Below are 20,877 nucleotides of genomic sequence, written 5' to 3'. Positions count from 1 at the left end.
AGTTCTTCTGCTGGTCGATCCTCGCCCTGGTGTGCGGCCTTTTACTCGGGCTGAGCGGTGCATACCTGTATCTTAGTCCCAGCCTGCCCTCCGTCGAGGCACTCAAGAGTGTCCAGTTGCAAATACCGCTGAGGGTTTACAGCAGCGATGGCAAGCTGATCGCAGAATTCGGCGAAATGCGCCGTTCTCCGATCAAGTTCTCGGAAATCCCGCCACAGTTCATCGCGGCGCTTCTTTCTGCCGAAGACGACAACTTCGAAAATCACTACGGCGTTGACCCTACCAGCCTCGTGCGGGCTGCGGGCCAGCTGGTTAGCAGCGGGCACATTCAGACGGGTGGTAGCACGATCACCATGCAGGTGGCCAAGAACTACTTCCTCAGCAGCGAACGAAGCTTCTCACGCAAGAGCACTGAAATTCTCCTGGCCCTGCAGATCGAGCGCCAGCTCACCAAGGATGAGATTCTCGAGCTCTACGTGAACAAGATCTACCTCGGCAACCGCGCCTACGGTATCGACGCTGCCGCGCAGGTGTACTACGGCAAGTCGATCAGGGACCTTTCCCTGGCACAGATGGCAATGATCGCCGGCTTGCCCAAGGCGCCATCGCGCTTCAACCCCCTGGCCAACCCGGTCCGCGCCAAAGAGCGGCGCGACTGGATCCTGGGGCGCATGTACCGGCTCGGCAAGATCGACCAAAGCGCCTACCAGGCAGCGATCGCCGAGCCCATCAATGCCAGCTACCATGTGCCGACGCCAGAGGTGAATGCACCCTGGATAGCCGAAATGGCGCGCGCCGAGATGGTCGGCCGCTACGGCAGCGACGCCTATACCGAAGGTTTCCGCGTGACCACCACCATCTCCAGCGACCTGCAGGCCGACGCCAATGCGGCGGTGCTCGCCGGGCTGGTGAGCTACGACGAGCGCCATGGCTACCGCGGCCCTGAAGCCCGCCTGCCCGGCAAGCCGCGTGATGCCTGGGTTACCGAGCTGCAACGGCTGCGCTCGTACAACAGCATTGACCCGGCCATCGTCAGCCAGGTGAGCAAGGATGGCCTGACGGTCGTTACCCGCGAAGGCAAGGATGAGCACATCGCCTGGGACACCATGAAGTGGGCGCGCCCCTACATCAATGCCAACAGCCTCGGCCGCGCCCCTGCCCAGCCATCCGACGTAGCGCAGGTCGGTGATGTGGTGCGAGTGCAACGCCAACCCGATGGCTCGCTCAAGTTCAGCCAAGTGCCCAACGCCCAAAGCGCGCTGGTATCCCTGGACCCTCACGACGGTGCCATCAAATCACTGGTAGGCGGCTTCGCCTTCGAGCAAAGCAACTACAACCGCGCAACCCAAGCCAAGCGCCAGCCCGGCTCGAGCTTCAAGCCTTTCATCTACTGCGCGGCACTCGACAACGGTTACACCCCGGCCAGCCTGGTCAACGATGCACCTATCGTGTTCGTCGACGACTACCTCGACAAGGTCTGGCGCCCCAAGAACGACACCAATACTTTCCTGGGGCCCATCCGGCTGCGTGAGGCGCTATACAGGTCGCGTAACCTGGTGTCGATCCGCGTGCTGCAAAGCCTGGGCGTAGACCGCACCATCGACTACATCAGCCGCTTCGGCTTCAACAAGCAGGACTTGCCGCGCAACCTGTCTCTGGCTCTGGGCACCGCCACCCTCACCCCCATGGAGATTGCGACCGGCTGGAGCACCTTCGCCAACGGCGGCTTCAAGGTGCAGCCCTACCTGATCTCGAAGATCGAAAGCCGCAACGGCGAAACCCTGTTCACCGCCAATGCCCCGCGGGTGCCCACCGAGCAGGAGGAAGCAGCGCGCCTGCAGGCCCAGGCCGCCAGCCCCGCCGCGCCACTGGCCAGCAGCGGTAGCACAGGCGACAGCACCATTGCGGCAACCTCTGCCCCTGGCGTACCGGCCCTGGCCGAGCGCATCGTCGATGGGCGTACTACCTTCATCCTCAATAGCATGCTTGAGGATGTGATCAAGAAAGGGACCGGCCGCCGCGCACTGGCACTGAACCGCGCCGACCTCGCAGGCAAGACAGGTACCACCAACGAATCCAAGGATGCCTGGTTCTCCGGCTACAACGGCGACTACGTCACTACCGTATGGTCTGGCTTCGACCAGCCCGACACCCTCGGCAAACGCGAATTCGGCGGCACGGTCTCGCTGCCGATCTGGATGGACTACATGGGTGCAGCCCTCAAGGGCAAGCCGCTGAACACCCAGCCCGAGCCCGAAGGCATCATCAGCCTGCGTGTCGACCCGGTCAGCGGCCGTGCTGCTACCGCCAGCACCCCGGACGCCTACTTCGAGCTGTTCAAGAGCGAAGACACCCCGCCGTCGGTCAATGAGATCGACAACGGCCATGCGCCGGGCAGCCCGCTGCCTGCGGACGAGTCAGCACCTATGGACCTCTTCTAAACGGGAGGCCCACGCAACACGCAATAAAAAGCCCGGCTGGAAACAGCCGGGCTTTTTTGTATCAGGCTATGGATCAGCCCTTGAAGACGTCATCCACGCTCTGCAGCGGATAATGCTTCGGATAAGGCAGGGTGGCGACGCCCGACTCGATGGCGGCCTTGGCCACAGCATCGGAGACGATGGTGATCAGGCGTGCGTCGAGCGGTTTCGGGATGATGTACTCACGGCCGAATTCCAGCGAATCGACGTTGTACGCCTGGCACACTTCCTTCGGCACCGGCAGCTTGGCCAGGTCACGCAGGGCGACGGCCGCGGCGATCTTCATTTCTTCGTTGATGCGCTTGGCGCGAACGTCGAGGGCACCGCGGAAGATGAACGGGAAGCCCAGCACGTTGTTGACCTGGTTCGGGTAGTCCGAACGGCCGGTGGCCATGATCACGTCACTGCGGGTGGCGTGAGCCAGCTCTGGGGAAATTTCCGGGTCAGGGTTGGAGCAGGCGAACACGATCGGGTTGGCGGCCATGCTCTTGAGGCCTTCGGCGCTCAGCAGGTTCGGGCCAGACAGGCCGACGAACACATCGGCGCCCTGCAGGGCATCGGCCAGGCTGCGCTTGTCGGTTTCGTGAGCGAATACCGACTTGTACTGGTTCAGATCGTCGCGGCCGGAGTGGATTACGCCCACACGGTCGATCATGAAGATGTTCTCGACCTTGGCGCCCATGCTGATCAGCAGCTTCATGCAGGAGATGGCGGCGGCGCCGGCACCCAGGCAAACGATCTTGGCGCTTTCCAGCGACTTGCCGGCGATTTCCAAAGCGTTGAGCATGCCTGCAGCGGTCACGATGGCGGTGCCGTGCTGGTCATCGTGGAACACCGGAATGTCGCATTGCTCGATCAGCGTGCGCTCGATCTCGAAGCACTCAGGCGCCTTGATGTCTTCGAGGTTGATGCCACCGAAGGTAATGGAGATGCGCTTGACAGTGTCGATGAACGCTTGCGGGCTTTCGGCATCGACTTCGATATCGAAGACGTCCACGCCAGCGAAGCGCTTGAACAGAACGCCCTTGCCTTCCATGACCGGCTTGGAGGCCAGCGGGCCAAGATTGCCCAGGCCCAGGATTGCGGTGCCATCGCTGATCACGGCAACCAGGTTGCCCTTACCGGTGTACTTGTAAGCCAGCTCAGGGTCGCGGCCGATCTCACGCACCGGCTCGGCAACGCCTGGGCTGTAGGCCAGGGAGAGGTCGCGGGCAGTGGCGGTGGGCTTGGTGAGCTCGACGCTCAACTTACCGGGGCGGGGTTGTGCATGGTATTCGAGAGCGGCAGTTTTCAGGTCTGACATGGTGGCGTTCCGCTTTGACTGTTGAACTTTTTGGACCGCCGAGCATACGCGCTGGGGAAAATGCCGACAAGACTGGCCGGTCACGGCTGTCAAGTGGTAGGGAATTAGACTTTTAGCGCAGGTTGCAACCCCGCAGCTCTTTTCGACAAGCACAAAAAAGGCGCCCACAAGGGGCGCCCTTTTCTGTTCCACCTGCCCTGCAAGGCAGGCCAGAAGCCTTACTTGGTCTTGGCACCGAAAACGCCGAAACGGTCGGTGAAGCGCTGTACGCGGCCACCGGTGTCGAGGGTCTTTTGCTTGCCGGTGTAGAACGGATGGCACTCGTTGCACACGTCAAGGCTCAGCGGGGCGGCCAGGGTGGAACGGGTTTCGATCACGTTGCCGCAGCTGCAGGTAGCGGTGATGGCTTCGTATTTCGGATGTACGTCAGGCTTCATGGGAAAATCCTCGTTTTTAGCGTGCCGCCACCCAGCACCATTGCCGGATACCGCACGTATAGGGGTGCGCATACTACCAGAGCCGTTCCGGGAATCAAGCTGCGCGCTGCACCGGTGGTCTGTTAGGCTTGGCTCCATCCCCTTTGCCCCCGCGAGCCATTGCCTTGCCAAACGCCGTGCTGCGCCTTGCCCTGCCTTCGCCTCTGCGCCGGCTGTTCGACTACCTGCCGCCCGCCGGTATGGGTATAGAGGCCTTCGAGCCAGGCATGCGCGTTCGCGTACCCTTTGGGCGCCGGGAAATGATCGGCGTAGTGATCGAGACCGCCCATGATTCAGACGTGCCGGCGGGCAAGCTCCGACCGGCCATTGGCCGCCTGGATGACAGCAGCCCGATGCCCCCGGCATTGATGCAGCTGTGCCTGTGGACCGCTCAGTACTATCAGCACAGCCTGGGTGACACGCTCAGCTGGGCGCTTCCGGTGCTGTTGCGTCAGGGCGAGCCTGCACAGGCGCATCAGGAGCGCTTCTGGATCGCAGCCACCACCGCCGACCCAGAAGACCCCAGGCTCAAGCGTGCGCCGCGCCAGCGCGAGGCCCTGACAACCCTGGCGCAGCACCCACACGGCGTGCCGCATTCGCTGCTGAGCCAGCTTCGGCTGGGCCGCGACGCACTCGATGGCCTCTTGAACAAAGGCCTGGTCGCGGTGGAAACCCGCACACAGGCCGCTGCACCTCGCCACGAGCACTGGCTCGCGCAACCTGAGCTGCCGCTCAACACCGAACAAAGCACTGCGTTCGAGGCCATCCGCGCGGGGCTTGGCCGTTACCATACCTACCTTCTGGCAGGGGTGACCGGCAGCGGCAAGACCGAGGTCTACCTGCAACTGATCCACCAATGCCTCCAGGCCGGCAAGCAGGTGCTGGTGCTGATCCCCGAAATCAACCTGGGCCCGCAAACGCTTAGCCGCTTCTCACAGCGCTTCAATGCGCGCATAGCGCTGTTGCATTCGGCCGTGAACGACCGCCAACGCCTGGATGCCTGGCTAGCAGCCCGCGACGGCGACGCTGACATCGTCATCGGCACTCGCTCGGCGCTGTTCACCCCGTTGAAGAATCCCGGCCTGATCATCATCGACGAAGAGCACGACGGCTCCTATAAACAGCAGGAAGGGCTGCGTTACCACGCGCGCGACCTGGCCATCGTGCGCGGCCACCAGGAAAACGTGCCGGTGGTTCTGGGCTCTGCCACGCCGTCGCTGGAAACCTGGCATAACGCCCATAGCGGCCGCTATGCACTGCTGCGCCTCAACCAGCGCGCCGGCCATGCCCAGCCCCCGCGCTTTCTGCGGCTGGATGTCAAAAGCCGGCCACTGGACAGCGGCATCAGCGCGCCCTTGCAACAAGCCATTGGCCAAACCCTTGCCCAAGGCCAGCAGGTTCTGGTGTTCCTCAATCGCCGCGGCTTCGCCCCTACGTTGTTGTGCCACGAATGTGGCTGGCTTTCGGAGTGCCCCCGCTGCGATGCACGCACCACATTGCACCAGCGCTCGGGAGAGCTGCGCTGCCACCATTGCGGGCACGTCGAGCACAAACCCCGCCACTGCCCCAGCTGCCGGTCAGTGGACCTGCGACCGGTCGGCGCAGGCACCGAGCGCGCCGAGGAGCGCCTGCGGGTGTTGTTTCCCGACTTCCCTGTGCACCGCGTCGACCGCGACACCACCACGGCCAAAGGGGCGATGGACCGCCTGTTTGCGACCGTTCATCAGGGTGACCCGTGCATCCTGGTGGGCACGCAGATGCTTGCCAAAGGCCACCATTTCCCCCAGGTGACACTGGTGGCGATCCTCGACGCCGATGGCGGGCTGTTTTCCGCCGACTTCCGCGCGCCCGAGCGCATGGCTCAGTTGATCGTGCAGGTGGCCGGGCGCGCGGGCCGGGCAGAAATGCCAGGCAAGGTCATCATCCAGAGCCACCTGGCCGACCACCCCCTGCTGGTGCAACTCACTGAAGACGGCTACTTCGCCTTTGCCGAGCAGGCGCTCAGTGAGCGCCGCGGTGCTGGCCTGCCCCCTTTCGCTCATTTAGCGCTGCTGCGAGCCGAAGCGCACAAACCCGGGCAGGCGGAAGGCTTCCTCGACGAGGCATGCTCGCTCGCAGAAGGCTGGCTGGCAGCGCATGGCGTGCAAGGGGTGGAGCTGCTCGGCCCGGTGCCCGCTCCGATGGAGCGACGTGCCGGGCGCTTCCGCGCACAACTGCTGTTGCAATCCACGGCGCGCGCGCCCCTGCACCGATTACTGGCCGCCATGATGGCCAGCGTCGAAGCACTGCCGGCAGGCCGCGCGGTACGGTGGTCGCTGGATGTCGACCCGGTCGATCTGTTTTGAGCAGGGTTGGCAAGGCTGCCTGCGAACCGGATAATGGCCGGTTTTAAAGACCAGCCCGGGGCCACTGCACCGGCGCGCTCGCACGAGATACCCATGAAAGACACCATTCGCCTGCTGATCCAACAAGCCCTTGCCCGCCTGGTGGCCGAGGGCGTGCTGCCCGAAGGCTTGAATGTGGCCATCCAGGTCGAGAACGCGCGCGACAAGGCCCACGGCGACTTCGCCAGCAACATTGCGATGATGCTGGCCAAACCCGCTGGCATGAAGCCCCGTGACCTGGCCGAAAAGCTCATCGCCGCGCTGCCGGCCGACGAGCAGGTCAGCAAGGTCGATATCGCCGGCCCCGGCTTCCTGAACTTCTTCCAGAACACCCAGGCCCTGGCTCAGCGCCTTGATGCCGCGCTGGCCGATGCCCGCCTTGGCGTGCGCAAGCCCGGGGCTCCGGAAAGAGTGGTCGTCGACCTGTCGGCACCGAACCTTGCCAAGGAGATGCACGTCGGGCATCTGCGCTCGACCATCATCGGTGATGCGGTGGCCAACGTGCTGGAATTCCTCGGCGACACGGTGATCCGCCAGAACCATGTCGGAGACTGGGGCACCCAGTTCGGCATGCTGCTGGCATATCTTCAGGAAAACCCCGCCGACAGTGACGAGCTGGCCGACCTGGAAAACTTCTACCGCGCTGCCAAGAAGCGCTTCGACGAATCCGAAGCCTTCGCCCGCACCGCGCGGGGCCTCGTGGTCAAGCTGCAGGCCGGCGACCCGGACTGCCTGGCCCTGTGGACCCGCTTCAACGCTATCTCCCTTTCGCACTGCCAGGCCACTTACGAGCGCCTGAACGTGCGCCTGACGCCCAACGACGTGATGGGCGAAAGCGCCTATAACGACGACCTGCCCAGCGTGGTCGCCGACCTGCGTGCCAAGGGCCTGCTCGAAGAAGACAACGGCGCCCAATGCGTCTTCCTCGAAGAATTCAAGAATGCCGAAGGCAACCCCCTGCCGGTGATTGTGCAAAAGGCAGGCGGTGGCTACCTCTATGCGACCACCGACCTGGCTGCCGTGCGCTATCGCAGCAACGTGCTCAAGGCTGATCGCGCCCTCTATTTCGTCGACCAACGCCAGGCATTGCACTTCCAGCAAGTGTTCGAGGTAGCCCGGCGGGCCGGTTTCATCACCAACGGCATGCGCCCCGAGCACATGGGTTTCGGCACCATGAACGGCGCCGATGGCCGCCCGTTCAAGACCCGCGACGGCGGCACGGTCAAACTGATCGACCTGCTGACAGAAGCCGAACAGCGCGCCTACGCACTGGTGAAGGAGAAAAACCCCGAGCTCGACGAAGCGGCCCTGCGCGAAATCGGCCGCGTGGTGGGTATCGGTGCAGTCAAGTACGCCGACCTCTCCAAGCACCGTACCAGCGACTACTCGTTCAACTTCGACCTGATGTTGAACTTCGAGGGCAACACCGCACCTTACCTGCTCTATGCCTACACCCGCGTGGCCGGGGTGTTCCGCAAGGTAGGCAAAAGCTTCGAAGAGGCCGACGGCCATATCGAGCTGCATGCCCCGCAGGAGCAGGAGCTGGCAGCGCGGCTTGCACAGTTTGGCGAAGTGCTGAACACCGTTGCCGAAAAAGGCACGCCCCACGTGTTGTGCGCGTACCTCTACGACATCGCCGGGCTGTTCTCCAGCTTCTACGAGAACTGCCCGATCCTTGCGGCCGAGACACCCGTGCAGCAGGCTAGCCGCCTGCGCCTGGCTGCCCTGGCTGGCCGTACCCTGAAACAAGGCCTGGAACTGCTGGGCCTGGAAACCCTGGAGCGCATGTAAGTTGGCTGCGAAAAAACCTGCACCCAAACGAGGCGCCAGCCGCACCCAGCCTGCATCAAAGAAGAAGCCGATTCCAGGATGGGTATGGCTGGCCGTAGGCCTCACGGTCGGCGCCTTCGTCGTGTTCCTGATGAAACTCGACCCGAGCAAGGACGAGGTCAAACGCACTCGCCCGGAGCAGCAAAAGGCCGAGAAGATCGCCGAGGCGAACAAGACGCCGCCGAGCCCGACCCAGGTCAAGCCCAAGTACGACTTCTATACGCTGCTCCCGGAGTCGGAAGTGATCGTGCCGCCTGAAGCCGTGCCCGAGAAGACCCCGCCAGTGCCTGCCCAGCCGGTGACCCCGGAAGTCGCCGCCAAGATTGATACTGCCCGCGCGCAGGCGGCCTTGGCTGGCCAGACGCCGCCACCGGCGCCGCCGGTCACCAAACCGGCTGCTACCACGCAGTACTTCCTGCAGGCAGGCTCCTTCCGCCGCCAGGCCGACGCCGACCGTGTGCGCGCCCAGATCATTCTGCTGGGCCAGGCCGTGCAGGTTGAGTCCGGCACGGTCAAGGACGACACCTGGTACCGCGTGCTGGTGGGCCCCTTCAGCAACCGCGAGCAGCTCACGGCCGCGCAAAAGATGCTCGCCGGCAGTGGCTTCAACAACCTGCTGCTGCAGCAACGCCAAAGCCGATAACGCCGCCGCATATTTTCAGCGGCAAGCGGCGAGAAAGCGGTTTTTTTGCGAAGCTGGCGTTGCGGCGTGCCTGTCGGGGCGCCGCAACTTGCTTTTGCTTGTAGTTCAAAGCTTGAAGCTTGAAGTTACCATCCCTATATAGGTCTTCATCCGGGCATTTTCGCCCCGCTGCGTGGAGACACTCCCTTGACCACCATCGTATCCATTCGCCGCCACGGTAAAGTCGTCATGGGCGGCGACGGCCAGGTGTCGCTGGGCAACACCGTCATGAAAGGCAATGCCAAAAAGGTGCGCCGCCTTTATCACGGCCAGGTCATCGCAGGCTTTGCCGGCGCTACCGCCGACGCCTTTACATTGTTCGAACGCTTCGAAGGCCAGCTGGAAAAACACCAGGGCCACCTCATCCGCGCCGCTGTGGAGTTGGCCAAGGACTGGCGAACCGACCGTTCCCTGAGCCGCCTGGAAGCCATGCTTGCGGTGGCCAACAAGGACGCTTCGCTGATCATCACCGGCAATGGTGACGTGGTCGAACCCGAAGACGGCCTGATCGCCATGGGCTCCGGGGGCGGCTACGCACAGGCCGCGGCCCGTGCACTGCTCAACAAAACCGACCTTTCTGCCCGGGAAATCACCGAGGCCGCGCTGAACATCGCTGCAGACATTTGCGTGTTCACCAATCACAACCTGACTATCGAGGAGCAGGACCTGGCGGAGTGATCCGCACACAGGCCCGCCAGACGCACATGTCTATGACCCCCCGCGAAATCGTCCACGAACTCAACCGCCATATCATCGGCCAGGACGACGCCAAGCGCGCCGTGGCCATCGCCCTGCGCAATCGCTGGCGCCGCATGCAGCTACCGGCTGAGCTACGCCCCGAGGTCACACCGAAGAACATTCTGATGATCGGCCCTACGGGCGTGGGTAAAACCGAGATCGCCCGGCGCCTGGCCAAGCTGGCCAACGCGCCCTTCCTGAAGGTCGAAGCCACGAAATTCACCGAAGTGGGCTATGTAGGCCGCGACGTCGAGTCGATCATCCGCGACCTGGCCGACGCTTCGCTCAAGCTGCTGCGTGAGCAGGAAGTCATCAAGGTACGCCACCGCGCAGAAGACGCCGCCGAGGAGCGCATCCTCGACGCCCTGCTGCCGCAGGCTCGCAGCTTCGGTGACGACGCCCCCGCCAGTGCCGATTCCAACACGCGCCAGCTGTTTCGTAAGCGCCTGCGTGAAGGCCAGCTCGACGACAAGGAAATCGACATCGAAGTGGCCGAGCAAGTAGGCGTAGACATCTCCGCGCCACCTGGCATGGAAGAAATGACCAGCCAGTTGCAGAACCTGTTCGCCAACATGGGCAAGGGCAAGCGCAAGACCCGCAAACTCAAGGTCAAGGAAGCGCTCAAGCTGGTACGCGACGAAGAGGCTGGCCGCCTGGTCAATGAGGAAGAGCTCAAGGCCAAGGCGCTCGAAGCCGTCGAACAGCATGGCATCGTGTTCATCGACGAAATCGACAAGGTCGCCAAGCGCGGCAATGTCGGCGGCGCGGACGTATCCCGTGAAGGTGTGCAGCGTGACCTGCTGCCGCTGATCGAAGGCTGCACCGTGAACACCAAGCTGGGCATGGTCAAGACCGACCACATCCTGTTCATCGCCTCTGGGGCATTCCACCTCAGCAAACCAAGCGACCTGGTACCGGAGCTGCAAGGGCGGCTGCCGATCCGGGTCGAGCTCAAGGCGCTGACACCGGGTGATTTCGAGCGCATTCTCAGCGAACCTCACGCTTCGCTGACCGAGCAATATCGCGAGCTGCTCAAGACCGAGGGCCTGGGCATCGAGTTCGTCGACAGCGGCATCAAGCGCCTGGCCGAAATCGCCTTTCAGGTGAACGAGAAAACCGAGAACATCGGCGCTCGCCGCCTGCATACGTTGCTCGAGCGGCTGCTGGAAGAAGTTTCGTTCAGCGCGGGTGACCTCGCTGGCTCCCAGAACGGCGAGCCGATTCGCATCGACGCTGACTACGTCAACAGCCACCTTGGCGAGCTGGCGCAGAACGAAGACCTGTCGCGTTACATTCTCTGACCGCCAAGCGCCGGGGCCCAGCCCCGGCGCGCGAGGCCATCGCCATGCACAAGCTTCCCACCGCCATCAAACTGCAAAAGGCCAGCAAGGCCTTGGTACTTAGCTACGGGCCCGGTGAGCAGTACAGCCTGCCAGCGGAGTTCCTGCGGGTGCATTCCCCTTCGGCCGAGGTCCAGGGCCATGGCAAACCCATCCTGCAGTTCGGCAAGCTGAATGTGGGCCTGAGCAACGTTGAGCCTGCCGGGCAGTATGCCCTCAAGCTCAGTTTTGACGATGGCCACGACAGCGGGTTGTTCACCTGGGAATACCTGTATGAGCTATGCACCCGCCAGCAAGCGTTGTGGGCGGACTATCTCGAAGAACTGCGCAAGGCTGGCAAGTCGCGCGACCCGGCAGAGTCAGTGGTTAAGCTGATGCTCTGAAAAAAACCGCCGGGCCGGGCGGGCAGCCACCTTGGTGAAGCCTGCGCCCTGCTGCCGCTCACGCCAGGTGCTTGTCCAGTGCCTTGTTGATCTCTGCCTCGACCATTGCACTCATCATCGACAGCATCATCCCCAGCTTGATCTCGACACGCACCAGGGTATCGGTGATAGCGACCTGGCCGGTGATACCGCTGCGCTTGAGCTCGACCGTGTCGCCTTCCCATTCGGCCTGCATGTCATATTTGCTCTGCAATTTCTCCACAAGCTTGCCCGCGCGCGCTCGGGCGGCTTCGCGGCCCAGCGTGTGCTGGCGTTCAACGGTGATCTGGCTCATCGGCCACCTCGGTCAATTCAAAGGTGTTTATTCTACCCGGCGCAGGCCCCTTCAAGACAAAGCCCGCGTTGCGGGATTAGAATGGCCAGTAATTTTTTCCGGTGCAGGCGATATGACTGAACAGCGCAAAGGCAACGAAGCCGAACCCACCACTCACTTTGGCTACCAGCACGTGCCGGAGAGCCAGAAGGCGGAGAAGGTCGCCGAAGTGTTTCACTCCGTCGCAGCCAAGTACGACGTGATGAACGACCTGCTCTCAGGCGGCATGCACCGCTTGTGGAAGCGCTTCACCATCGAGCTGTCGGGCGTTCGGCCAGGCAACCGGGTGCTGGATATCGCCGGCGGCACCGGCGACCTGACCCGCCGGTTCTCGGAACTGGTGGGGCCGGCGGGCGAAGTCGTGCTGGCCGATATCAATGCCTCGATGCTGAAGGTAGGCCGCGACCGCCTGCTCGACCTGGGCGTAGCCGGCAACGTGTCCTTCGTTCAGGCCGACGCCGAGAAGCTGCCCTTCCCGGACAACCACTTCGACGTGGTCACCATCGCGTTCGGCCTGCGCAACGTTACCCATAAGGAAGATGCACTGCGCTCGATGCTGCGTGTGCTCAAGCCAGGCGGTCGGCTACTGGTGCTGGAGTTCTCCAAGCCCACCAGCAAGCTCATGGCCAAGGCCTACGACGCCTACTCGTTCGCCTTCATGCCCTTGGTCGGCAAGCTGGTAGCCAACGACGCGGCCAGCTATCGCTACCTTGCCGAATCGATCCGCATGCATCCCGATCAGGAAACCCTCAAGGCGATGATGGCTGACGCCGGATTCGACCGGGTCACCTACCACAACATGACCACCGGCATCGTCGCCCTGCACAGGGGTATCAAACCCTGATGCTCGAACGAGCCCTATTGGCCAGCGCCGAAGCTGGCATCAACCGGGCCCTGCGCCTCGATGCCACGGCACTGCCACGCCTGGCGCAACTGAGTGGTGCAGTCATAGAAATCGACTGCCCGCGCCCGGCTCGCCGCCTGTTCATCCTGCCCGGCAGCCATGGCCTCACCCTGGCCGGCCATTGGGAAGCCCCAGCGACCTGCACATTGCGCGCACCGGCCGGTCGTTTGCTTGAGCTGGCCGTTCGCCGAGACAAAACAGCCGTGCTGCACAGTGCCGACGTCGAGCTCGAAGGAGACAGCAGCGCGCTGACAGCCCTGACGGATGTTTTGCAGAACCTTGAGCTGGATTGGGAGCATGAGGTTTCACGCTGGCTCGGCCCGGTGGGTACCGCCCTGCTCAGCGGCCATGTAAGGCTGCGCGCGCAATGGGCCCAGCAAGGGGCCGGTCGGCTGCGCGAAACCCTGGCCGACTACCTGAACGAAGAAACCCGCGCGCTGGTCGGAAAGCGTGAGGCCGAGGCGCGCTGGCAGGAGCTCGACGAGCTCAAGCTGGCCACCGACCGCATCGAAGCCCGCCTGGCGCGGTTGTTCCCTACCCCTGATTCCAGCGAGAACGCATGAAGCTGCTCGCCGTCCGCCGTCTGTTTCGTATCCTGCGCGTAGGCATCCGCTACCGCCTCGATGACCTGATCCTGGCACTGCCCTTGCCATGGTGGCTGCGCATCTTGCGTTTCACCATGCCCTGGCGCGCCCTGCCGCGGCGCAACCGCGAGCTCTCCCGAGGCGCCTGCCTGCGCCTGGCCCTGCAAGATCTTGGGCCGATCTTCATCAAGTTCGGGCAGATCCTCTCGACCCGTCGCGACCTGCTGCCAGGCGACGTCGCCGATGAGCTGATGCTGCTGCAGGACCGGGTGCCACCGTTCGACCCCAAGCAGTCAATGCAACTGATCGAGGAGCAGTTGGGCGTTCCGATCAGCCAGGCCTTCAGCCGTTTCGATGTGGAGCCGCTGGCCTCGGCCTCGGTGGCCCAGGTCCACGCGGCCTGCCTGCGCACGGGTGAGGAAGTGGTGGTCAAGGTGGTACGCCCGGGCCTGCGCCCGATCATCGGCTCAGACCTGGCCTGGTTGTTCCTGCTCGCGCGGTTGGCCGAATGGCTTTCGGCCGACGCCCGCCTGCTTCATCCGATGGATGTGGTGGCCGACTACGAAAAAACCATTTACGACGAGCTGGACCTGCTGCGCGAAGCGGCCAACGCCAGCCAGCTGCGGCGCAACTTCGAAGGCTCGCCACACCTGTATGTGCCCCAGATCTATTGGGACTGGTGCCGGCCCAAAGTGTTGGTCATGGAGCGCATCTACGGCGTACCGGTCACCGACCTTGCCACCTTGGCCGACCAGCGCACCGACATGAAGCTGCTGGCCGAGCGTGGCGTGGAGATCTTCTTCACCCAGGTGTTTCGCGACAGTTTCTTCCACGCCGACATGCACCCCGGCAACATCTTCGTGAGCACGGTTAACCCCTGGGACCCGCAATACATCGCCATCGACTGCGGGATCGTCGGCAGCCTCACCCCCGAAGACCAGGATTACCTCGCCCGCAACCTGTTCGCCTTTTTCAAGCGCGATTACCGGCGTGTGGCGCAACTGCACATCGATTCAGGGTGGGTGCCTGCGCAGACCAAACTCAACGAATTCGAGGCAGCCATCCGCACTGTATGCGAGCCGATCTTCGAAAAGCCGTTGAAGGATATCTCCTTCGGCCAAGTGCTGATGCGCCTGTTCCAAACCGCCCGGCGTTTCAACATGGAAGTGCAGCCGCAGCTGGTGTTGCTGCAAAAAACGCTGCTCAACATCGAAGGCCTGGGCCGGCAGCTGTACCCCGACCTGGACCTGTGGAGCACCGCACAGCCCTACCTAGAGCGCTGGATGCGTGAGCGAATGAGCCCTAAAGGCCTGCTGCGCAATGCACAGTCACAATTTGAACAGCTGCCTTACATCGCCAACATGACCCGCGACCTGCTGGAGCGGATGGCCGCCCCCCATCACGAGGACGCTCCCCCGCCATGGCGCCGCAGCAGCGAGGTGTTCGCGCTGCGCCTGGTTGGCGGCATCCTGCTGGCCGGCGGCGGCGTGATGGCCAGCAGCGGCGCGGCGCTTCATACCCTTCAATCGTGGCCAGCCTGGGTGATGCTCGCCACAGGTTTGTATCTGGTCGTGCGTGGATAGCCACTGGCGCCACGCACTGGCACTATAGGCGGCCATTGCCGCGGAGTTGACGATGAAAGACTGGCTGGACGAGATCAAATGGACCGATGACGGCCTGGTGCCGGCCATTGCCCAGGATCACCAAAGCGGGCGCGTGCTGATGATGGCCTGGATGAACCGCGAGTCGCTCGCACTCACCGTGGCCGAGCAACGTGCCATCTACTGGTCACGCTCGCGTGGCAAGTTGTGGCGCAAAGGCGAAGAATCCGGCCATGTCCAGAAATTGCACGAGCTGCGCCTGGACTGCGACGCCGACGTCATCATCCTGATGGTCGAGCAACTAGGGCAGATCGCCTGCCACACCGGCCGTGAAAGCTGCTTCTACCGTGTGTTCGAAAACGGCGGCTGGAAGGCCGTAGACCCGGTGCTCAAAGACCCGCACGCCATTTATGCCGAGGGCCACCGCCATGAGTGACACCCTGCACCGCCTGGCCGAGGTGCTCGAGGCCCGCAAGCAGGCCGGGGCCGATACCTCCTACGTGGCCAGCCTTTATCACAAGGGCCTGAACAAGATTCTGGAGAAAGTCGGCGAGGAGTCGATCGAAACCATCATCGCCGCCAAAGACGCGCAAAAAAGCGGAGATTTCAGCGATGTCATCTATGAGACCGCTGATCTGTGGTTCCATAGCCTGGTGATGCTGGCCGCCCTAGGCCAGCATCCACAGGCGGTGCTGGACGAGCTGGATCGCCGCTTTGGCTTGTCGGGCCACGACGAAAAGGCCTCGCGCGAGCCTTGCGCCTGACTGTCTGAATTCGAGGAGTATCACATGGGTATTTTTGACTGGAAACACTGGGTCGTCATCCTGATCGTTGTGGTGCTGGTATTCGGCACCAAAAAACTCAAGAACCTGGGCACTGATGTTGGCGAAGGCATCAAGGGCTTTCGCAAGGCGATGAGTGACGGCGAAAAGGAAGAGGAAACGCGCGAGCAGCAGGCCCACGCACAGGCGCAAACCAACGCTCAGCCGGGCGCGCCGCTCACCCCACCGCACACTATCGACGGCCAGCACCAGAAGGTCGAAGAGCCTGTGCGCAAGGATTGACCCATGTTCGGGATCAGTTTCAGTGAATTGCTGCTGGTAGGGCTGGTGGCCCTGTTGGTGCTGGGCCCCGAACGCCTGCCAGGTGCGGCTCGCACCGCAGGCCTGTGGATTGGCCGGCTCAAGCGCAGCTTCAATTCGATCAAGAACGAGATCGAACGGGAGATCGGCGCCGACGAGATCCGCCGGCAGCTGCATAACGAGCACATCCTGTCGCTGGAACAGGAGGCGCGCAAGATTCTCAACCCCGAGGCCGATACCAAACCTGAGCCCAAGCCTGCCGAGGCCGAGCGGCCGACGGTGCCTGAACACAACCCGGCCCAAGGCGAGTTGGCACTGCCTCCCGTCACCAACCCGCCCCCTGCTGCTGCGGTGAGCGAGCCTGGGTTTGCGCCGATCCCTGCGCCGCAACCGAGCCCGCAACCGGGACCGCAACCGGCAACAGAACCGAAAAAAAACCATGAGTGATCTGCCCGAACACGACCAGCCCATGCCGCTGGTGTCGCACCTGACAGAGCTGCGCAATCGCTTGCTGCGCTGCGTGGCGGCCATCTTCGTGGTGTTCGCCGGCCTGTTCTCCTTCGCCCAGCAGATCTACACCATCGTCTCGGCGCCGCTGCGCCAGTACCTGCCGCCTGGCGCAACCATGATCGCCACCGACGTGGCATCGCCGTTTCTGACGCCTTTCAAGCTAACGATGATGGTTTCGCTGTTCGTGGCGATCCCGTTCGTTCTGTACCAGATCTGGGGCTTCATCGCGCCCGGCTTGTATCGCCACGAAAAACGCGTCGCCGTGCCGCTGCTGGTGTCCAGCATCCTGCTGTTCTATGCAGGCATGGCGTTCGCCTACTTCCTGGTCTTCCCGCTGATGTTCAAATTCTTCGCGGCGGCCACCCCCGAAGGCGTGTCGATGATGACCGACATCGCCAGCTACCTGGATTTCATCATGACGCTGTTCTTCGCCTTCGGCGTAGCGTTCGAAATCCCGGTCGCGGTGGTGTTGCTGGTCTGGATCGGCATTGTGGACGTGAAATACCTGAAAAAGGCACGCCCTTACGTGATCATCGGCTGCTTCGTGGTAGGCATGCTGCTCACGCCGCCCGACATCTTTTCGCAAACGCTTCTGGCCGTGCCGATGTGGATGCTGTTCGAAATAGGCCTGCTGTTCGGTGGCCTGATCCGCAAGCGCGGCGATCACGACGAAGCCTCCGAACCAGGCGGCCAGCCTCCCGTGCCACGCGCGTGAACCTGCTGCTGCTCGAAGACGGCGACTTCATCGCCGAAGGCCGTGCCGTGCTGCGTGACCGCCGCCTGGTACACATGCAGCAAGTGCAGCGAGTCGAGGCAGGCGATACCTTGCGGGTGGGCCGCTTGGGTGGGCTCATGGGCCAGGCGCAGGTGCTGCGGCTGGGCGAGCGCGAAGCCGAGCTGGCAGTGACCCTGGAACGCGAGCCACCGCCCAAGCTTGACCTCACCTTGGTGCTGGCCGTGCCACGCCCTAAGATGCTGCGCCGAGTTTTCCAGACCATCGCCACCCTGGGCGTGCCCCGGCTGATTCTGCTCAACAGCTACCGGGTGGAGAAAAGCTTCTGGCAAACCCCTTTTCTGGAACCGGCAGCCATACGGGAGCAATTGATACTTGGCCTTGAGCAGGCGCGAGACACCGTGCTGCCTGAAGTCATCATCGAAAAGCGCTTCAAGCCCTTCGTCGAGGACCGCCTGCCTGCCATTGCCCAAGGCACGCTGGGCTTGGTTGGCCACCCGGGTCATTACCCGCCATGCCCCCGCGCAGTGAAGCAGGCGGTCACCCTGGCGATCGGGCCGGAGGGCGGCTGGATCCCCTACGAAGTGGAACTGATGCAGCGATCCGGGCTTGAGCCGGTGCAGCTGGGTGAACGCATCTTGCGTGTCGAAACGGCCGTTACGGCGCTGCTTGCAAGGCTTTTCTGAGCATAAATGCCGTTGTTATCTGGCCGCTTCGGCGGCTATCGACCGGCAAACAGGTTGGACTATGCCGCGATCGTGCCATTGAAACACGCCGAAACATAGCGACCCTTCAGCATAGGCTCGCCTTGCCGACGCTCCCTTGTGTCCTCATCTCACAAGGAGTGCTCCTAATGGCATTACTGTCCCAACGGCTGCTGGCCAACCTTACCGTACAACGCAAGCTGGCCCTGGGCTTCGGCCTGGTGCTCTGTCTCACCCTGGCAGTCACGGCCATTGGCTGGCTGGGCCTGTCGTTGCTGACCGAACGAGGCGACAAGTTGGCCGAAGTCGCCGACATCGCCGATATGGCCCGCGAGATGCGCATACAGCGCCTGAGCTACTCGCTACGCCCCTCGCCCGTCGAATCGAGGAAGCTGCAGGCGGCGATGACCCGCCTGGCCCAGGCCACTCAATCCCTGCGAGGCAAGCTCATCGACCCCGAAGACGTCGCCCAGATGGACGTCATCCTTGCCGCACTGGACAAGTACGAAGCGTTGTTCAGCACCGTGGCGGCGATCCAGGCCGAGCACCCCGTGGAAAGCCAAGCCGCGCTTGACCAGATGAAAACCTTGGGCGATGACCTGATCGGTGCCAGCGAAGCCATCAGCCGCGCCCAGACCAGCAAACGCGACGAAGACACCAACAAGGCCAAAGCTCTGCTCGGCGGCATTTCGGTGCTTGCCCTGCTACTGGGAATGGGGGCGGCGCTGGTGATTTCCCGGCAGATCATCGCGCCATTGAGGCAGACCATCAAAACGGTCGACAAGGTTGCAGAAGGCGATTTACGCGACGTTACCGCCCCTAGCCGCCGCGACGAGCTCGGGCAACTGCAACAAAGCGTCGCCGGCATGAACCAAGGGCTTCGCGACCTCGTCGACGGCATCGGCGAAGGCGTGCAACAACTGACGGACGCCGCCGAGCAGCTTTCAGCTGTCACCGCGCAGACCAATGCAGGTGTGAGCGCTCAGCGGCAGGAAACCGATCAGGTGGCCACTGCGATGAATGAAATGGTTGCCACAGTGCAGGATGTGGCGCGCAACGCCGAGCAGGCCTCGGAGGCCGCTACGGCTGCCACGCAGCAGGCCCGCGAAGGAGACCGAGTGGTCAACGAGGCCATCGACCAGATCGAACACCTGGCGAGCGAGGTGCAGCGCTCAAGTGAGGCGATGACCCGCCTGGAGCATGAAAGTAGCCAGATCGGCGGTGTGCTCACAGTGATCAAGTCGGTGGCCGAGCAAACCAACTTGCTGGCGCTCAATGCGGCCATCGAGGCGGCCAGGGCCGGTGAAGCGGGCCGTGGCTTCGCCGTGGTTGCCGATGAAGTCCGAAGCCTCGCGCAGCGCACTCAGCAATCGACCGAAGAGATCCAGGCGCTGATCACGGCCTTGCAGAGCGGTACGCAACAGGCCGCACAGGCCATGGATACCAGCCGCTCGCTGACCGAAAGCAGTGTGTTGCTCGCCCGCCAGGCTGGCACGGCGTTGGGCAACATCAACGAAACCGTAGCCAGCATCCAGTCGATGAACTACCAGATTGCAACCGCCGCCGAGCAGCAGGCGACGGTGGCCGAGGCGATCAACCAGAACATCGTCAATGTGCGCGAGGTCTCCGAGCAAACCTCATCCGGCAGCGAGGAGACCGCAGCGTCCAGTGTGAGGCTGGTACGGCTGGGTAATGATTTGCGCACGCTGGTTTCACGCTTCAAGGTCTGAGGCCCTGTATCACTCTAATGGCCCAGGCCGCCGGGGGCACGCAAAACGACGTCGAATGTCTCGTGCCCCGTGGCTCACACTACTTTCCAGCGTCAGCCAATAGCCATTTCCACTCCTCCTTTAAGGACCCAGCCGACGATCGCGGAATCCCCAGCCTGCGCTGACGTAACCGTCGCCCCTGACAATCGCGCTACCTGAGCATTGATCCTTGCTTGCCAACCAGTGAGCAACGTGTGGCTGTTACCGGTAAGCAGCTTCTGGACGGCATCACTTTCAACCACGGCAAATTTGGGTGTTGCCAGTTCGCCCAGCACGCTGGTGACCTTCCCCCTGGCAACCGCTGCCGAAGCCTGCGCGCTGGCCTTGGATACCTTGGCCGCCTGGCTTGAGGCCTTGAGGTAACGGTAGGCACCGACGAACCCCCGGCTGCCCCAGGCGTTGAGCACTCGCCAGCTCGCTTTTGCAGCGCTGCGCGCCAGCCTCGCAGCGAGGCTGACGGCCGAGCGCAGCAAATTGGCAGCCTGCTTGAACGCACCGACAAAGTTGCCGATCGACAACACGCCGGTGACAACTGAGGCAATCGCCAGCTTCCTGGCGAGCTCAGGGTTGCTGTCCTCGATGAACACCGACGCCACCTCCAACGCCAGCGACGCTGCACTGAGTGCGGTAAGTGCCGCGAACACCAGCATCGAGGCCGTGCCACCTGTCAGTATCGAAGTGCCGACACCTACAACGAAAAGCAAAGCGGAAAACGCGATTCCTCGCCACCGGCTACCCACTGGGAAAGGCTGGGTATCGCGCAGGGATTGCTGCAGCTGTGCCAGCAGCGTCGATTGGCCCCAGCGGCTCAGCATGATCGCGCCACTGGGGTCGTGCTGGTTGATCGGGTCGGGGCAATAGACGTAATCATTGATGCCCCCTTCGTCGAACGGGCTCAGCCAGTCCGGCTGCGCATGGCGGTACATCGTAGGGTCATAGCAGCGGTAGCCGTTGCCGGCGTGGTAGTTACCGGTGACGGGGTCTCGGCGCATGCCGTTATA

Annotated in this window: 21 protein-coding genes; 17 read left to right on the top strand and 4 right to left on the bottom strand. The window is 63.0% G+C overall.

Translation table 11 applies throughout. The features are described 5' to 3' along the window. Positions 1–176 precede the first annotated feature (176 nt). Positions 177–2,441: a penicillin-binding protein 1A gene (locus F474_RS21125; RefSeq protein WP_371916181.1), complete on the top strand. Its 2,265-nt coding sequence runs from the start codon at positions 177–179 to the stop codon at positions 2,439–2,441. A gap of 73 nt (positions 2,442–2,514) precedes the next feature. On the opposite strand, the gene F474_RS21120 is transcribed toward F474_RS21125, so the two are convergent. Then, positions 2,515–3,783 (bottom strand): malic enzyme-like NAD(P)-binding protein, encoded by a 1,269-nt coding sequence (locus F474_RS21120; RefSeq protein ID WP_097089568.1) that lies wholly within the window; start codon positions 3,781–3,783, stop codon positions 2,515–2,517. A 218-nt stretch (positions 3,784–4,001) separates the two neighbouring features. Further along, positions 4,002–4,220 carry a 50S ribosomal protein L31 gene (gene rpmE / locus F474_RS21115; RefSeq protein WP_097089571.1) on the bottom strand — a complete coding sequence of 73 codons (219 nt, stop codon included), beginning with the start codon at positions 4,218–4,220 and terminating at the stop codon, positions 4,002–4,004. A 164-nt stretch (positions 4,221–4,384) separates the two neighbouring features. On the opposite strand from rpmE, the gene F474_RS21110 reads away from it, so the two are divergent. From F474_RS21110 to F474_RS21085, 6 genes are all read left to right on the top strand, one after another. After that, positions 4,385–6,604, top strand: a complete 2,220-nt coding sequence (locus F474_RS21110) for a primosomal protein N' (protein WP_097089574.1) — start codon at positions 4,385–4,387, stop codon at positions 6,602–6,604. Between the two features lie 93 nt (positions 6,605–6,697). Then, positions 6,698–8,434 (top strand): arginine--tRNA ligase, encoded by a 1,737-nt coding sequence (gene argS, locus F474_RS21105; RefSeq protein WP_097089576.1) that lies wholly within the window; start codon positions 6,698–6,700, stop codon positions 8,432–8,434. A 1-nt stretch (position 8,435) separates the two neighbouring features. Next, positions 8,436–9,116: an SPOR domain-containing protein gene (locus F474_RS21100; protein WP_097089579.1), complete on the top strand. Its 681-nt coding sequence runs from the start codon at positions 8,436–8,438 to the stop codon at positions 9,114–9,116. A gap of 186 nt (positions 9,117–9,302) precedes the next feature. After that, positions 9,303–9,833 carry an ATP-dependent protease subunit HslV gene (hslV, locus tag F474_RS21095; protein WP_097089582.1) on the top strand — a complete coding sequence of 177 codons (531 nt, stop codon included), beginning with the start codon at positions 9,303–9,305 and terminating at the stop codon, positions 9,831–9,833. A 26-nt stretch (positions 9,834–9,859) separates the two neighbouring features. Beyond that, a complete protein-coding gene (gene hslU, locus F474_RS21090; RefSeq protein WP_097089615.1) occupies positions 9,860–11,194 on the top strand; it encodes an ATP-dependent protease ATPase subunit HslU in 1,335 nt (444 codons plus the stop codon). A gap of 44 nt (positions 11,195–11,238) precedes the next feature. Then, positions 11,239–11,616, top strand: coding sequence for a gamma-butyrobetaine hydroxylase-like domain-containing protein (locus F474_RS21085; protein WP_097089585.1), 378 nt, complete (start codon positions 11,239–11,241; stop codon positions 11,614–11,616). 58 nt (positions 11,617–11,674) lie between these two features. On the opposite strand, the gene F474_RS21080 is transcribed toward F474_RS21085, so the two are convergent. Then, positions 11,675–11,950 (bottom strand): polyhydroxyalkanoic acid system family protein, encoded by a 276-nt coding sequence (locus F474_RS21080; RefSeq protein ID WP_097089587.1) that lies wholly within the window; start codon positions 11,948–11,950, stop codon positions 11,675–11,677. Positions 11,951–12,062: 112 nt separating this feature from the next. On the opposite strand from F474_RS21080, the gene ubiE reads away from it, so the two are divergent. From ubiE to F474_RS21030, 10 genes are all read left to right on the top strand, one after another. After that, positions 12,063–12,833, top strand: coding sequence for a bifunctional demethylmenaquinone methyltransferase/2-methoxy-6-polyprenyl-1,4-benzoquinol methylase UbiE (ubiE, locus tag F474_RS21075; protein ID WP_097089589.1), 771 nt, complete (start codon positions 12,063–12,065; stop codon positions 12,831–12,833). Beyond that, positions 12,833–13,456, top strand: coding sequence for an SCP2 domain-containing protein (locus F474_RS21070; protein ID WP_097089591.1), 624 nt, complete (start codon positions 12,833–12,835; stop codon positions 13,454–13,456). Before ubiE ends, F474_RS21070 begins: the two co-directional genes overlap by 1 nt. Beyond that, positions 13,453–15,060: a ubiquinone biosynthesis regulatory protein kinase UbiB gene (ubiB, locus tag F474_RS21065; RefSeq protein WP_097089593.1), complete on the top strand. Its 1,608-nt coding sequence runs from the start codon at positions 13,453–13,455 to the stop codon at positions 15,058–15,060. Before F474_RS21070 ends, ubiB begins: the two co-directional genes overlap by 4 nt. Positions 15,061–15,112: 52 nt before the next feature. Beyond that, positions 15,113–15,514, top strand: a complete 402-nt coding sequence (hisI, locus tag F474_RS21060; RefSeq protein WP_097089596.1) for a phosphoribosyl-AMP cyclohydrolase — start codon at positions 15,113–15,115, stop codon at positions 15,512–15,514. After that, a complete protein-coding gene (locus tag F474_RS21055; RefSeq protein ID WP_097089599.1) occupies positions 15,507–15,842 on the top strand; it encodes a phosphoribosyl-ATP diphosphatase in 336 nt (111 codons plus the stop codon). Before hisI ends, F474_RS21055 begins: the two co-directional genes overlap by 8 nt. A gap of 24 nt (positions 15,843–15,866) precedes the next feature. Further along, positions 15,867–16,142: a twin-arginine translocase TatA/TatE family subunit gene (locus F474_RS21050; RefSeq protein ID WP_097089601.1), complete on the top strand. Its 276-nt coding sequence runs from the start codon at positions 15,867–15,869 to the stop codon at positions 16,140–16,142. A gap of 3 nt (positions 16,143–16,145) precedes the next feature. Then, positions 16,146–16,607 carry a Sec-independent protein translocase protein TatB gene (gene tatB / locus F474_RS21045; RefSeq protein WP_097089603.1) on the top strand — a complete coding sequence of 154 codons (462 nt, stop codon included), beginning with the start codon at positions 16,146–16,148 and terminating at the stop codon, positions 16,605–16,607. Beyond that, positions 16,600–17,385: a twin-arginine translocase subunit TatC gene (tatC, locus tag F474_RS21040; protein WP_097089605.1), complete on the top strand. Its 786-nt coding sequence runs from the start codon at positions 16,600–16,602 to the stop codon at positions 17,383–17,385. Before tatB ends, tatC begins: the two co-directional genes overlap by 8 nt. After that, complete coding sequence (locus F474_RS21035) at positions 17,382–18,089, top strand: 16S rRNA (uracil(1498)-N(3))-methyltransferase (RefSeq protein ID WP_097089606.1); 708 nt, start codon at positions 17,382–17,384, stop codon at positions 18,087–18,089. Before tatC ends, F474_RS21035 begins: the two co-directional genes overlap by 4 nt. Positions 18,090–18,256: 167 nt before the next feature. After that, positions 18,257–19,837 (top strand): methyl-accepting chemotaxis protein, encoded by a 1,581-nt coding sequence (locus tag F474_RS21030; protein WP_097089607.1) that lies wholly within the window; start codon positions 18,257–18,259, stop codon positions 19,835–19,837. Positions 19,838–19,929: 92 nt separating this feature from the next. Here F474_RS21030 and F474_RS21025 read toward each other — a convergent pair. Continuing rightward, positions 19,930–20,877 (bottom strand): RHS repeat-associated core domain-containing protein (locus F474_RS21025; RefSeq protein WP_133244999.1); only part of this gene is annotated, 948 nt, incomplete at its 5' end.

This window comes from Pseudomonas sp. URIL14HWK12:I12 (assembly GCF_003097135.1).
Classification (GTDB): domain Bacteria; phylum Pseudomonadota; class Gammaproteobacteria; order Pseudomonadales; family Pseudomonadaceae; genus Aquipseudomonas.
This window is presented reverse-complemented; position numbering and strand designations above follow the sequence as displayed.